Raw genomic sequence first — 13,390 nt, 5'->3', positions numbered from 1 at the left:
TAAAGTCAGTTGTATATTATATCATATATTTATCATTTGTAAACAAAAATTATTTACCACTGTCCTTTTCCCGAGCTGTAATAATCACTTTCCCTGCTCTTTGATATGTATTATCTCCAGAATTGCCCGAAGACTTTCATCCAAATCTTTCCCCTCTTCATCAATGGTAATATCTGCATATTTCTCGTACAGAGGTACACGTTCCTCATACAGATCTTTCAGGCTCTGACCGTCCTTTAACAGAACTCCGCGGCCTTTCAGATTTCCCAGTCTTTTGGATAAAGATTCCAGTGATAATTTAAGATATATAACCTTACCTATAGACTTCAGATGTTCCATTGCCTCATCACAGTAAATAACACTTCCGCCGGGTGCAATGACCGTATCTGTCACATGAATGTCTGCATTAACCTGATTTTCAATTTCCTTAAATTTTTCCGGTCCGTCCTGCTCTATGATCTCTGAAAGCTTTCTTTTCTCCTGTTTCTGTATCAGAAGATCCGAATCCAGAAATTCATATCTCAATGCTTTTGCAAGAATAACTCCTATTGTACTTTTCCCTGAACCGGGCATTCCTATTAATGTCACATTATTCATGTTTATGTCCTTTCATTTTATCATACATTGCCTGCGTCTGCAAATTGCGAATTACTGTTTCTTTTTTCCGGATTTTTTCTTCTTTTTTTTAACGCTGTATCCAAATGTTCCCAGTTTTTTACCAATTCCCAGATATTCACCATGAGAATACACCAGAGGTTTCGCATCATTCAGATGAAATTTCTTCTTCTCGTCCATATACTGCGTATCAGCATGAACTGCAAGCACATCCGCCAGAAACATATGGTGGGAACCCAATTCCAGAACCTGCCTTACTTTGCATTCAATACTCACCGGAGATTCTGCGATCATGGGAACTTTCACAAAATCCGCCTTCTCTTTGGTAAGCTTCATTTCTTTAAATTTATCAACATCCCTGCCTGAACGGACTCCACAGTAATCCGTTGCATATGCCAGTTTTTCTGTTGTCAGATTTATTACAAATTCTCCCGTCTTTCTGAGCATATCATAGGAAAAACGGGATGGTCGCACAGAAATAGACACCATCGGCGGATTCGTGCAGACAGTTCCTGCCCATGCAACTGTAATAATATTGTCATTCCCCTCTCCGTCAGAAACACTTACCATAACTGCCGGAAGTGGATAAAGCATATTTCCTGCTTTCCAGGTTTCTTTTTCCATTTCTTATTATCCTCAGCTATTCTGTCTGCTGCCATCAGTTGTAATCGTTCTGTCCGGCCTGTGCAGCTTCCATAAGTGCCGGAATCAGCTGTTTCTTACGTGAAACAACGCCTTTCAGATCAAATACACCATCCTTTGGCTCCATATGGAAAGCAATACGTGCCATTTCCTCACTTCCCTCACCATAATAGAGAAGCTCTGTAGATTCCTCAATAATATTGGTAAGCATAAAGAATACGCGGGTGACACCATGACGGCCACACTCGCTGACCATAAACGGAACCAGACGCTCTTTGATTTCTGCCAGCTCATCGCTGTCCATAGAACTGATCTGTCCAACACCAAAGTTGATCTCATCCTCAGCAATAAATTTCTTATAATCCTGATAGAAAATTTCTTCCGGTGATTTGTCTTTCAGGTTACTTCCTGCTTTAAACATCTCTTTTGCAAACTGCTCAATATTGATTCCTGCAATAAGTGCCAGCGCACCTGCCGCCATCTTGTCAGATAATGTGCAGGTAGGTGAACGAAACATCAGTGTATCTGAAATAATCGCAGCACAGAGAAGCCCCGCAATACTCGGTGAAATCTCAAGCTTCTGCTCCCCATACATTTCATACAGAATCGTTGCTGTACATCCGACCGGCTGATTTCTGAAAGAAATCGGTACCATAGTTTCCAGAGACCCCAGTTTATGATGGTCGATAATCTCCACGATTTCAGCTTTATCGATATTGTCAACTGCCTGATCTTTCTCATTATGGTCCACAAGTGCTACTTTTTTCCTGTGCATATCCAGAAAATTTCTTCGGGAAATTGTTCCGATACATTTTCCCTTTTTGTTAATTACAGGGAACGCACGATGACGGTGTTTGATCATCTCATTCTGAATATCATCCGTAAAATCCTCTGTATTAAAAGTAACCAGATTATCTGTTTTCATAATATACCGTACAGGAATACTCTGATTGATCAGTCTTGCGATCGTAAATGTATCATACGGAGACATAATAATTACAATTTCTCTCTCATGAGCAAGCTTTATCACCTTTTCGCTGACTTCAATTCCCATACCAACGATAATACAGCTAACATTCTGAGCAATCGCCTGAAGATGATCCTCTTCTCTGTCTCCCATGATTATCAGGTCATCCGATTCAATATAGGCTTTGAGCATTTCCGGATTTGCAGTTCCCACCAGAACTTTTCCTTTTGTAAAATATCCATGCTCATTTCCCTCTACTACGGTACCTGCAATTGTCTCGGCAATTCTTCTGTACTGTGTCTTCGCTCTTGACAGCAGATAACTGTCCGTTGTATCCATATAAGTCTTAGCAATATCACCGATTGTGATCAGACCTTCCAGCTGTCCTTCTCTGTCTCTGATCGGAAGAGATACGATACTTTTCTCCATCATCAGATCCCATGCATTTTTCAGGGACATACTCTTATCAGCTTCCGGACTCATACGGATATCCATATCTTTTATCTGTGTTCCAATGTTAGACAGATATCCCGGCGGCTGCATGCCGAAACGATTTAACACATATTCTGTCTCTTCATTGATCTGTCCTGCACGCTTTGGAATGTATTTCACCTTCTGAGAAGTCCTGTTTTTGATGTCCGCATAGGCAATTGCTGAACAGATGGAATCCGTATCCGGATTCTTGTGACCTATTACAAATATTTTTTCCTGATTTCTCATACAGATTCTAACCTCAATTATCTAATTTAATGTTTGCAAAAAGTGCGCCAAGAGATGTGGAAGCCTCTTCCTTTGAATCTGGAAGCTCGATCACTTCCTCCTCAATTTCCTTAGCCATCATATCTGTTGCCTCTTTGATGCTCAGACTTAATTTTCCATCTTTGACAGCAGTTACTTTTACCTTTACTTTATCTCCAACTGTCAGAACTTCTGATGGTTTCTTAATTCTCTTCTCACAGATCTGTGAAATATGAACCAGACCTGACAGACCATTTCCCAGATCTACGAATGCACCATATGGCTGTAAGCTCTCAACAACACCTTCTGTTACAAGTCCGACCTGCACATTGGAGATTTTTGTTTTTCTCTCCTCCTCTGCTTTTTCTCTTAATATTTCCTTTGCAGAGAGAATTAATCTTCCTTTTTCTTTATCAATATCGAAAACCTGAACCTGGATTGGTTTGTTCAGATATTCGTTTGTATCCTCCACATAATTCAGGGCAAGCTTTGATGCGGGAATAAATCCACGTACACCTTCTACATAGGCGATCACGCCGCCATTTACAATGCCTTTTACCACCACATCAATTACTTCTTTTGAATCCTTTAATTCTTTCAGCTTATCCCATGCAAGCACATCTGCTGCTTCTGTTCTGGACAACAGAATATTTCCATTTCCATCGTCTTTACTCACAACAGTCGCAGAAACTTCATCTCCCACATTCACCTGTTCCTTTAAAGAAAATCCCGGTTCTCTGCTGTAATCCTCTGCCGGAATAATGCCTTCCGCATAATACTTCAAATCTACCACAACTTCTTTTTCATCTACACTGACGACAGTTCCTGTAAGAATATCCCCTTCTTCAATTTTCTTAAAAGAGGCTTCCAGTTCTGTTTCGTAATCTTTCATTGATTCAGCCATTATCTGTTTTCTCCTTTACCTGGAATAAATGTAACTCTTCTCCATCTGTTACAGGATACTGAACAGTTACAAATAGAGTATATTATGTCAGCTATTTTCAAACATTATAACACAATCACTTTAATAATGGAAATCTGAATTTTCATACAGATAGTTCACACAAACAGATATTTATATGTTACAATAATATCATCAACCAACTATAGCAAATCTATAAACAAGTCCCCTGTGAGATTACAAAAATCAACGGGGAACTGCCTGTATCAGGAAAGGATATTATTATACATGAATTATGATTCTGTCCCCTTGAGGGATTTTAAAGAACTGAATGACTGGGAGACAGTTATTTTTGTCTATCAGTCTGCCCTTAAACAGGTAGAAACAAAGATTGATATTCTAAACGGTGAATTTCAGCACAGACATAAATACAATCCGATCGAACATGTAAAATCCAGAATCAAAACTCCGGAAAGCATTGTAAAAAAACTGAAACGACATGGATATGAATCCAGTATCGAGAACATGGTACGCTATGTAAATGACATCGCAGGAATCCGTATCAGCTGTTCCTTTACATCTGATATCTATCTGATCGCAGATATGATTTCCAAACAAAATGACCTGACGATCCTTGCAAGACGTGATTATATGAAAAATCCTAAAAAGAGCGGTTACCGCAGTTATCATATGCTGGTTACCACACCGGTCTTTCTCTCCGACAGTATCATTGATACCAAAGTAGAGATTCAGATCCGCACAGTTGCACAGGATTTCTGGGCGACTCTGGAGCATAAGATGCATTACAAATTTGAGGGAGACGGACCTGACTATATCACAAAAGAATTAAGAGAATGTGCGCGATATGTAGCAGAACTGGATACCCGCATGGAAGAACTCAATAATGAAATCCAGAAATATGGAAAATTATCAGATAAAAAATCCCCGTAAAACGAGGAGTGCCCCGGCAGTGGTTTACCGGGGCTATTATTATGAAAAAAATTTATGTGTAATGATAACACATTACAACGTCTTTCGTAGGTTCTTTCGAACTATCTATATAGTAGCAATCATTTATGAATAAATTATGAACTCGCAGTTAACTTTTCGTTTGTTTGCACAATTATTTTATATTTTTTAATATTTTTTTATAGAATTACCACATATTTATAGTTCTTGTTTTATTTTATGCTTGTCTATCTTGTATATCCCACATAATCTTCCATAACTATTTCGTCTTTTCACAGTTACGATTTGAGAATGAGCAGATTTTACTCAAAAAGACTCTTTGCAAAATCAGCCAGTTTATGCAGGATTCCTTTTACCTCTTCTTTACCAATCCCCATTTCTTCCAGTTTATCATATGCCTTCGTCACAGCACTCCTGAGCTGTTCCTCATCAATATCAGAATCCTTGATCTGTTTAACGATCTTTATGATTCTGTTCTCTTCTTCCTCCGAAAGGCTAACTCCTGCAGTACTCTCCGCAGTCTGGATCAGCGATCTGATCTGATCATCTGAAATATCCTGTTTTGCTGCCTCATTTTTCACATACATAATGATATCAACTACTTTGTCCGGATCTGATACAAGAGAATCAATCTCATTATCAGAAATAATCTCCTGTACAGATTCCGAAGTATCTGCTGCCATCGCTGGTACTGCCGGTGTCGTACATGTAATTGCTGCCGCAATAATAAGTATTCCTGCTTTTTTTATTCTCATGATTTAATTACCTCCATACTTTTGCCAGTCAATAATAAGTCTCTGTCTTTTCACTGTCAGCAGATTACAGACAATGAACAGGCATTTTCATTTACCGGCTCATTATATCAGAAATCTTATGCCTTCTGTAAAATAAATATCCCAATTTCTCTCTTCATAATTCCTTCGACATTTGTTCAAATTTTTTTCACATCTTAAACACGATTTTCTCATAATTGCAGGATATACTAAAGCCATAAAAATAATAAAGCCAACGTTATTTTTATAAAATTTCTTTTTCATATGTTGATTGCCGGAAGAGGCAATTAACTCTCCTTCCTTTTAAAAAATAAATTTGAACGTAATATAAAAAGCATCCGCTTAGCCACCGGATGCTTTTTATATTTATCTTTTTATGAAATTTCTGTAAATGCATTTGCCAGCTGTGCAAACTGTGCCAGTGTCAGTGCTTCTCCTCTGACACTCAGGGAAAGTCCACACATCCCCAACGCCTGCTCAATCTGTTCTTTAGAAAATGGTATCTCCTGTGAATTCTTCAGACCATTCACCAGTGTCTTCCTTCTCTGGTTAAAAGATGCTCTGATAATACGAAACATCAGCTTCTCATTCTTTACCTCAACCGGCGGTTTTTCATATCGTTCCAGTCTGATCACCGCACTTCCCACTTTAGGTCTTGGCATAAAACAGTTGGGCGGTACATTTGCCACGATCTTTGGTTTCGCATAATATTGCACAGCCAGTGAAAGCGCCCCGTAATCTTTTGTTCCGGGTCCTACCTGCATTCTGTCCGCAACTTCTTTCTGTACCATAATAGTAATAGAATCAACAGGAACCTGATTCTCAAACAATCCCATGATGATCGGGGTAGTAATGTAATATGGCAGATTGGCAACAACCTTGATCGGACGCCCCTGATTTTTTTCCAGTGCAAGCTGGCGGATGTCTACTTTGAGGATGTCGTTGTTGATGACTGTCACATTATCCCAATCTTTCAGAGTGTCGTCCAGAATAGGAAGCAGTGTTTTATCAATCTCAACTGCTGCCACTTCCCTTGCTGCTTCAGCCAGATACTGTGTCATGGTTCCGATTCCCGGTCCAATCTCCAATACAAAATCATCCTTTGTGATCTGTGCAGAATCTATAATCTTATCCAGAACATGAGTATCGATCAGAAAGTTCTGACCAAACCTTTTCTGGAATGCAAAATTATACTTCTGAAGCACTTCTATGGTATACTTTGGATCTCCTAGATACGGTCTGGGCATAATCTTTACTCCTTTTTCTTTATTACCTGTAACTGTACAAATACGCATTATTTAGTAAAATCTTTCTCGTACAGAACAATATATCCATCTCTGTCTATACGTTTCTTAGATACATTTCGTTTAAATTTACGGATTCCTCCCTGTGATTTTGCAATCGCAGCATCTATCAGTTCTTTTACTGCGCCAACATTCATAGGAGAATCCTCTTTCTGGTTAATTCCAATCAGATTATACAGCGCAAGCATTCCCATCTGATCAATAGCATAACCATTCTCTTTTGTATAAACCCTTGCAAAATTGACAAGTTCATCATTGGTAAACACAGGAATATTGATCATTGAAGTAAACTTCTTTGCGAATTTCGGATATCTGGCAATCAGTTTTCGCATACCAATCTTCTCATCTTCCACGATTACTGTAAGTCCGTCTGTATTAACTTCCATGGCTTTGTCAAGCATCTCTACTGTTTCCGGTGTCAGCTGATTTGCATTTTCGATCACAAGAAAGCCACCTGCCAGCTTTGAAAAAATCTTATAAATATTTTTTCCGTTGATCTGATCTGCAAAAACATATGCTACTTTTGACGCTTCCAGATTCAGTTCTTTACAGATTGCCGGAATCAGGCCTGAGATCAGTCTGGTCTTTCCGCATTCCTTACCGCCCATCACAATAATATTTCCAGTTTTAGAAGTCTTGTCTGCTGCAGCCATCTGTACATCATATAAAGTATCCACAAGCTGCTCTTTCATACCCGGAACCTTTACAAAATATGTAAATAACTGCTTCTCATCATCTGTAAGTTCTTTTTCTCTTGGTACGATATCCCTTGGATCTGCCCCATTTTCCGGCTGGATAGATTCTATAAAACGTTCCAGCTCCTCTTCTTCTGTCAGGGGTTGGGCTTCTTCCGTTCCCTCTGTATCATCTTCCGGATTCAGATCTGTATTCCCCATCGGTCCATGGAGAAATTCCTCTTCAGCTCTTCTAAGATCTTCTTCTGTAACCTCATCTTCTTCTTCAGCTTCTTCTATTTCCGGCTGCACCGGTATTTCCTTTTTCGGTTCTTCATCCGGCTTTGGATCAGCAACCTTTATATCTTGTATATCTCCGCTGAGGAAATCCGGTTCTTCCAGTTCCTCTGAAATATCATGGGCTTTTATTTCTTTATCATCAACATCAGTTTCTGAACTTTCTTCCTGTACTTCTTCTGTTTTTGACTCTTCTTCCTTCGGAATCTCAATTCCCTGCGCACTGGCAGCAGCAAGGATCGTATCCTCCAGATTCAACTCTTTCCCTTCCAGATCAAAAGAATCCATATTCAGTTTCGTCTCAGCAACTTCCTCAACTTTCGGCGGTTTGCTCAGTTCCATATTTTTCATGGATGCCGGAATATTTAATTCAGGCATCTTAATTGCAGCCATGGGTTCTGCCCCCGGTTTTTCAGGTTCTGCCTCCAATTCCGGAACATTTTCAGGTTCTTTCTGTGACGCATCACTCTTTATGATTTCTTCCGGAATCTCATCTTCCCTGGTGATACCGGCCTCGTTAACCATATCCATGGATTCTTCCGGAAACTCTTCTTTCTCTTCCTGAGTCTTACCTCCAAAGACATCCCTGATCCCCTTTGAAATCTTTTCCTGAATGCCTTCCATGCTGATCTGAACTTCCGGCTCATTGTTTTCTGTCGTTTCTTCCACTTCTTCAGCTTCAGGCTCTTCCTGCGCTTTTACTTCTGTTTCCGTTTTTTTCTTCTCCAGTTCTTTCGCCTGCTCTGGTGTAAGAAGTTTCGGAACAAACTGTTTCTCAAATTTTGCTTTCTCAGCACCTGTCAGCTCACCCATTCTCATTTTAAGATCATAGGCTTTCATAACATATTTGCCTTCACTGAACCAGAGAATGATTTCATTGCATAAATCCAGACATTTCTGTTTTTCTCCTGCTTTGTAATACAGGGCTGCCAGTTCATATGACCATTTCTCTGTAAATTCCTGTTCTTTATACTCTTCCAGGATTCTGATCTGCTCATTTAATGAAGAATTTTTTGCCCTTGCAATCTTGTACTGCAGAATATATTGTGTACTGTCATTCGAAGCCACCTGCTTATACTCTTCAAAAAATTCTTCTGCTTCATTGATATCATCCATTCGCAGAGAGATCTCAATCAGACGGTAAAGAATATTTTTTCCAATAGATGCCTTATGATATGCAAGAAGGAAAATCTCCTTACTGTCCTCATATCTTCCGTTTGCTGCATATATTTCACCGACAACACATAAGGTGCGGACATTTTTGACGCGTCTCCAGTCTATGCTGTCTACAATGTTCATGGCACCTTTATAATCTTTGTCCTGAACCAGCTTATTAATCTCTTCAAGTTTTATCCGAAATTCTTCTTTATCCAATGCATTCACCAACTTTCCATAATTACGCTCAGTGTATCATAAGCCCGTACCCTTGTCAAAAGATTGTTTCTTCTTACACAGGCTGTGATACCGTTCCCTGAACTACCTGAAATACCTTATTTATCTGAAACTGATGACTGATAAAATCATCCAGCCCTGTACATGTTATCAATGTCTGGATATCACTGATACTGTCCAGAAGATAATTCTGCCTGCTGCTGTCCAGCTCGGACAGAACATCATCCAAAAGCAGAACCGGTGTGTCTTTTATTTTTCTCTTTACTATATATATTTCTGATAATTTAAGTGAAAGTGCCGCTGTCCTCTGCTGTCCCTGAGAACCGTATTTCCTGATATCAATCCCATTTGCCATTACACACAGGTCATCTCTGTGTGGGCCTGCGGATGTCAGTCTCATCCTCATATCTCTTTCTCTGTTGGCACAAATGGTACTTTCCAGTTTCTCTGCTGTACAGTCCGGTTCATAAATAACGTTCAGTTCTTCCAATCCCCCTGTAAGATTACCATGTATTTTTCGAACCGTTTCATTTAGTTCTTTAATAAATTCACTGCGCTTGTCAATGATCTTCCGTCCATATTCAGCCATCTGTATATCCCAGATATCCAGTGTATCTTTAAGTGAAGGCTGAACACTGAGATCCTTCAGCAATTTATTTCTCTGATTTACAATATGGTTATATGAAGCCAGATCTGTAAGATATATTTTGTCTAACTGGCACAGTTCCAGATCAAGAAATCTCCTTCTCTCACCCGGACCATTTTTTATAATATTCAGATCCTCAGGAGAAAAAAACACCAGATTAACTACTCCGAAAAGCTCACTGGCCTTCCGGATAGGAAGACCATTGATCGCAACGCCTTTTGCTTTATTCTTTTTAAGATGCATATCAATCCTGTAGGAAAGCTCATCTCTTTTTACCATCATCCTGATATGAGATTCATCCTTTCCAAACTGAATCATATCCTTATCTCTGCTTCCTTTATGCGATTTTGTAGTTCCGCAAAGATAAAGTGCCTCCAGGATATTGGTCTTTCCCTGAGCGTTATTGCCGTAAAATATATTCGTCCCCTGTGCCAGATCGAGTTCCAGAGAATCATAATTTCTGAAATTTTTTAACTGAACAGATTCAATATACATTTATTCACCTGATCACTTTAATTTCTTTTCCATCATAAGAAACGATGTCACCTTCATAAACCTTTCGGCCACGACGGTCATCTACCTCTCCGTTTACTTTTACCAGTCCGTCAGTGATCACATATTTCGCTTCAACCCCGTCCTGAACCATATCTGCAAGTTTCAGTAACTGCCCCAGTTTTATAAATTCATCTCTGATTTTAATTTCTTCCATTTTCATTTACTCCCTATCTTGCCTGATTCTGGTTGATATTTACAGGCAGAATCAAATATGTGTAATTTTCCTCGTCATCCCTGATAAAACATGGTGCTTTTGGATTTACGAGGTAGATACTGATTGTTTCATCATCGATTACTTTGAGTGCATCGATCAGAAATCTTGGATTAAAGCCAATAAGGATATCTTTGCCCTCTTTATCAATATCAATATTTTCATTCATGGAACCCATTGCAGAATCAATACGTAATTCCATAGAATTATCTGTAATTTCAATAATGATCGGTTTCTTTTCTCCCTCTCTTACCAACAGAGTGGCTCTGTCGATACAGTCCAGAAATTCTTTTTTATTAATTTTAATTTTGGTTTCGTAATCGCTGGAAAGCATCTGATCAATACGGAAATATTCTCCATCGATTAATCTGGAAACAACAATAGTCTGGTCAAACTCAAATAAAATATGATTTTTTGAGAAATAAATATTTACAATATCATCAATTTCACCAGATAAAATCTTACTGATCTCATTAAGTGTTTTGCCAGGTACCACCACTTTGCGGTCTGCATAATCTTTTTTCAGTTCCATACGTCTGATCGCAATACGATGTCCATCGAGAGATACTATTTTCAGGTAGTTATTTTTGATTTCAAAAAGTTCACCGGTCATCAGCTTATTGGTTTCATTGGAGGCAATTGAGAAAATAGTCTGTCTAATCATCTCTTTTAATGTGAATTGAGAGATAGTAAGACTTTCTTCTTTCTCAATCAGTGGGAGATATGCAAAATCTTCTCCGGATTTACCAGGTATCGTGAATTTTGCTTTCTCACAGGTAATGGTGGCAGTAAGTTTCTCATCTGTTTTAATAGTTACCGTATTGTCTGGCAGTCGACGAATGATTTCATAGAAAATTTTTGCATCCAGCGCAATGATTCCTTTTTCTTCAATGATTCCATCAACAATTGTTTCTATACCGAGTTCCATATCATTAGTAGTAAATTTGATCTGGTTTGTAGTAGCATCAATCAGAATACATTCCAGAATTGGCATTGTTGTTTTAGAGGGAACTGCTTTCAGTGAGATGTTTACACTTTTGAGCAAGTTGATTTTCTGGCAAATGATTTTCATAATGTGTATAACTTCCTTTCTTGGGTGATGTGGTTTTTTATAGATAAATATATAAAAGGAATTCGTCGTCTCCGCCGTAGGGGATGTGAATATGTGAAAAACTCCATTGAAGGTTGATTTTTCAAGGAGTTCGGATATGGATAACTTCGTGTAAAGGTGTGCTTAAAGTATGTGTATAACTTGTGTATAACCGAAGCGCCCAAAAAGTGGCGAAAAGTTATACACACTTATACACATTCAATCAACATCTTATACACATGTTATACAGTCAGTTATCCTCATCCCTGTGGATTAATTTTTTTCTTTAAAGTTTCAATGGTGTTTTTAAGGTTTTCATCGTTGTTGATTTCTTTTTCAATTTTGTCGATACCGTGCATAATGGTAGTATGATCACGATTTCCAAGACATTTTCCGATAGATTTCAGCGGAGTTGAGATGATTTCTCTGCATAAATACATGGCAATCTGGCGGGGGGTTACAATTTTGGAGTTACGCTTATTTCCACAAAGGTCATCCACTGTAACATCAAAATGTTCAGCAACCATGGAAATAATATAATCCGGCGTGATGACTTTCTTTTCATCAGGGGAAATAATGTCTTTTAACGCCTGTTCGGCAAGTTCAAGTGTAACTTCCTTTTTTTCAAGTTTGGCAAAAGCCATCACCTTGTTGATCGCGCCTTCCAGTTCGCGGATATTGGATTTAATATTGTTTGCAATGTATTTGATTACTTCCTCGTTAATATCATATCCATCCATTTCTTCCTTCTTATGAAGAATTGCCATTCGGGTTTCGTAATCCGGCAGTGTGATATCTGCGATCAGGCCCCATTCAAATCGTGAACGGAAACGTTCTTCCAGGATTTCCATATCTTTTGGAGGTTTATCTGACGAAATAATAATCTGTTTTTTGGCACTGTGCAGGCTGTTAAAGGTATGGAAAAATTCTTCCTGTGTAGATTCCTTTCCTATAATAAACTGAATATCATCGACAAGAAGAACATCAATGTTTCTGTATTTTTCACGAAACTTGGTCATTGCCGAGTTATTTCCATTACGGATTGTTTCGATCAGTTCGTTGGTAAACTCTTCACTGGTAACGTAAAGTACTTTGCTGTTTTCATCATGATCAATAATGAAATGAGCAATAGAATGCATCAGATGAGTTTTTCCCAGACCTGCACCGCCATAGATAAAGAGCGGATTGTAGGTATCACCCGGGGATTCGGCAACTGCAAGAGCTGCTGCCTGGGCAAATTTATTATTGCTTCCGACTACAAAGGTATCAAAAGTGTATTTTGGATTCAAATGAGCTTCCTCGCAGCGTGCGTCCTGAGACTGCGCTTTTGGAGAAACTTCCTCTTTTTTTGGAACATCTTCCGGCAATATGAAATTGATGTCACAGTTTTCCATTCCGGTAACTTCACTGATCGTTACCTGAAGTGGAAGTTTATATTTTTTACTTATATAATTGAGACCTACCTGCTCTGAAGGCACGATAATAGTGACAACATTGTCAACTACTTCGTAAACAGTAAGTGGTTTTAGCCAGGTATTAAAAGAAACGTCGGACAGATCATGTTCTGTCTTGACGATTTGCAGGATTTCGTCCCATTTTTCCACAACTTTGTTCAT

Annotated in this window: 12 protein-coding genes; 1 reads left to right on the top strand and 11 read right to left on the bottom strand. The window is 38.8% G+C overall.

Features of this window, described 5'->3' with window-relative positions:
* Positions 1-84: 84 nt before the first annotated feature.
* From NQ550_RS00060 to NQ550_RS00045, 4 genes are read right to left on the bottom strand one after another with little or no spacing between them, the layout of a single operon-like run.
* Entirely contained in the window at positions 85-597 is a 513-nt protein-coding gene (locus tag NQ550_RS00060) for a shikimate kinase (RefSeq protein WP_022380404.1), read from the bottom strand.
* 51 nt (positions 598-648) lie between these two features.
* Positions 649-1,239 carry a flavin reductase family protein gene (locus NQ550_RS00055; RefSeq protein ID WP_025578478.1) on the bottom strand — a complete coding sequence of 197 codons (591 nt, stop codon included), beginning with the start codon at positions 1,237-1,239 and terminating at the stop codon, positions 649-651.
* Between the two features lie 34 nt (positions 1,240-1,273).
* Positions 1,274-2,944: a putative manganese-dependent inorganic diphosphatase gene (locus NQ550_RS00050; protein ID WP_025578477.1), complete on the bottom strand. Its 1,671-nt coding sequence runs from the start codon at positions 2,942-2,944 to the stop codon at positions 1,274-1,276.
* Between the two features lie 13 nt (positions 2,945-2,957).
* A complete protein-coding gene (locus NQ550_RS00045; RefSeq protein WP_025578475.1) occupies positions 2,958-3,866 on the bottom strand; it encodes a S1 RNA-binding domain-containing protein in 909 nt (302 codons plus the stop codon).
* A 285-nt stretch (positions 3,867-4,151) separates the two neighbouring features.
* Here NQ550_RS00045 and NQ550_RS00040 point away from each other — a divergent pair, with 285 nt between their 5' ends.
* A complete protein-coding gene (locus tag NQ550_RS00040) occupies positions 4,152-4,814 on the top strand; it encodes a GTP pyrophosphokinase (protein ID WP_025578473.1) in 663 nt (220 codons plus the stop codon).
* 320 nt (positions 4,815-5,134) lie between these two features.
* Here NQ550_RS00040 and NQ550_RS00035 read toward each other — a convergent pair whose 3' ends face one another.
* The 7 genes from NQ550_RS00035 to dnaA form a co-directional block, all read right to left on the bottom strand.
* On the bottom strand, positions 5,135-5,587 hold the full coding sequence (locus NQ550_RS00035; protein WP_008707996.1) for a DUF1002 domain-containing protein: 453 nt from the start codon (positions 5,585-5,587) through the stop codon (positions 5,135-5,137).
* 392 nt (positions 5,588-5,979) lie between these two features.
* Positions 5,980-6,852: a 16S rRNA (adenine(1518)-N(6)/adenine(1519)-N(6))-dimethyltransferase RsmA gene (gene rsmA / locus NQ550_RS00030; RefSeq protein WP_008707998.1), complete on the bottom strand. Its 873-nt coding sequence runs from the start codon at positions 6,850-6,852 to the stop codon at positions 5,980-5,982.
* 47 nt (positions 6,853-6,899) lie between these two features.
* Complete coding sequence (locus NQ550_RS00025; RefSeq protein ID WP_255601790.1) at positions 6,900-9,254, bottom strand: tetratricopeptide repeat protein; 2,355 nt, start codon at positions 9,252-9,254, stop codon at positions 6,900-6,902.
* A 73-nt stretch (positions 9,255-9,327) separates the two neighbouring features.
* The gene (recF, locus tag NQ550_RS00020; protein WP_008708000.1) at positions 9,328-10,413 is read right to left on the bottom strand and encodes a DNA replication/repair protein RecF; all 1,086 of its coding nucleotides are present in this window, start codon (positions 10,411-10,413) and stop codon (positions 9,328-9,330) included.
* 4 nt (positions 10,414-10,417) lie between these two features.
* Positions 10,418-10,627: an RNA-binding S4 domain-containing protein gene (locus tag NQ550_RS00015; protein ID WP_008708001.1), complete on the bottom strand. Its 210-nt coding sequence runs from the start codon at positions 10,625-10,627 to the stop codon at positions 10,418-10,420.
* Positions 10,628-10,640: 13 nt separating this feature from the next.
* Positions 10,641-11,756, bottom strand: a complete 1,116-nt coding sequence (dnaN, locus tag NQ550_RS00010; protein ID WP_008708002.1) for a DNA polymerase III subunit beta — start codon at positions 11,754-11,756, stop codon at positions 10,641-10,643.
* 278 nt (positions 11,757-12,034) lie between these two features.
* A complete protein-coding gene (gene dnaA / locus NQ550_RS00005; protein ID WP_008708003.1) occupies positions 12,035-13,390 on the bottom strand; it encodes a chromosomal replication initiator protein DnaA in 1,356 nt (451 codons plus the stop codon).

Origin of the sequence: Blautia wexlerae DSM 19850, assembly GCF_025148125.1 — a bacterium.
GTDB lineage: Bacteria > Bacillota > Clostridia > Lachnospirales > Lachnospiraceae > Blautia_A > Blautia_A wexlerae.
The sequence above is the reverse complement of the archived record's forward strand: the minus strand, read 5'-3'. Positions and strand labels throughout refer to the sequence as shown.

Bases quoted from the DNA above. Each gene is read 5' to 3' on its own strand.
- NQ550_RS00060 (WP_022380404.1), bottom strand. From the start codon at position 597: ATGAATAATGTGACATTAATAGGAATGCCCGGTTCAGGGAAAAGTACA.
- NQ550_RS00015 (WP_008708001.1), bottom strand. From the start codon at position 10,627: ATGGAAGAAATTAAAATCAGAGATGAATTTATAAAACTGGGGCAGTTA.
- NQ550_RS00055 (WP_025578478.1), bottom strand. From the start codon at position 1,239: ATGGAAAAAGAAACCTGGAAAGCAGGAAATATGCTTTATCCACTTCCG.
- NQ550_RS00040 (WP_025578473.1), top strand. From the start codon at position 4,152: ATGAATTATGATTCTGTCCCCTTGAGGGATTTTAAAGAACTGAATGAC.
- dnaN (WP_008708002.1), bottom strand. From the start codon at position 11,756: ATGAAAATCATTTGCCAGAAAATCAACTTGCTCAAAAGTGTAAACATC.
- dnaA (WP_008708003.1), bottom strand. From the start codon at position 13,390: ATGAACAAAGTTGTGGAAAAATGGGACGAAATCCTGCAAATCGTCAAG.
- NQ550_RS00050 (WP_025578477.1), bottom strand. From the start codon at position 2,944: ATGAGAAATCAGGAAAAAATATTTGTAATAGGTCACAAGAATCCGGAT.
- NQ550_RS00045 (WP_025578475.1), bottom strand. From the start codon at position 3,866: ATGGCTGAATCAATGAAAGATTACGAAACAGAACTGGAAGCCTCTTTT.
- NQ550_RS00035 (WP_008707996.1), bottom strand. From the start codon at position 5,587: ATGAGAATAAAAAAAGCAGGAATACTTATTATTGCGGCAGCAATTACA.
- rsmA (WP_008707998.1), bottom strand. From the start codon at position 6,852: ATGCCCAGACCGTATCTAGGAGATCCAAAGTATACCATAGAAGTGCTT.
- recF (WP_008708000.1), bottom strand. From the start codon at position 10,413: ATGTATATTGAATCTGTTCAGTTAAAAAATTTCAGAAATTATGATTCT.